The 415-nt window shown below is 74.5% G+C and carries 1 protein-coding gene; it reads right to left on the bottom strand.

Annotated elements, in window-relative coordinates; all coding sequences use genetic code 11:
- The coding region (locus tag I6F37_RS41995) for a 50S ribosomal protein L11 methyltransferase (RefSeq protein ID WP_225154672.1) at nucleotides 1-415 on the bottom strand (415 nt) is incomplete at both ends.

Raw genomic sequence — 415 nt, 5'->3', positions numbered from 1 at the left:
GTGACGCGGTCGCTGACGCCGTTGCGGAACGCGTTGGCGAGCGTGTTCGACACGGCGCGCGCGTCGATGTCGATGCAGTGCACGTGCGCGGCGTGGTTGAGCGCGAGCTGGACGCCGAGGATGCCCGTGCCGCAACCGACGTCGAGGCACCGGCGGCCGGCACCGATCCCCTCCGCGAACAGGTGCCGCCAGGCCATGAAGCTCGGTGCCGCGGGAGCGATCACGCCCGGCTCGACATCGAGCTTCGGGAACGGCAACGGATACAGCGCGCGGCCGCGGGCATCGGTCCACGCCGGGGCGGGTTGCGCCGGCGTCTCCGCGGCCGGCTCGGCCAGCGGGCGGCGGTGACCGGGCCGGGTTCCGTCCAGTCGTTCGCGCGCGGCCGCGATGTGCTCCGGCCGCACACCGCAGCAAC

This window comes from Bradyrhizobium sp. NBAIM08, assembly GCF_020193935.1.
Taxonomy (GTDB): domain Bacteria; phylum Pseudomonadota; class Alphaproteobacteria; order Rhizobiales; family Xanthobacteraceae; genus Bradyrhizobium; species Bradyrhizobium yuanmingense.
This window is presented reverse-complemented; position numbering and strand designations above follow the sequence as displayed.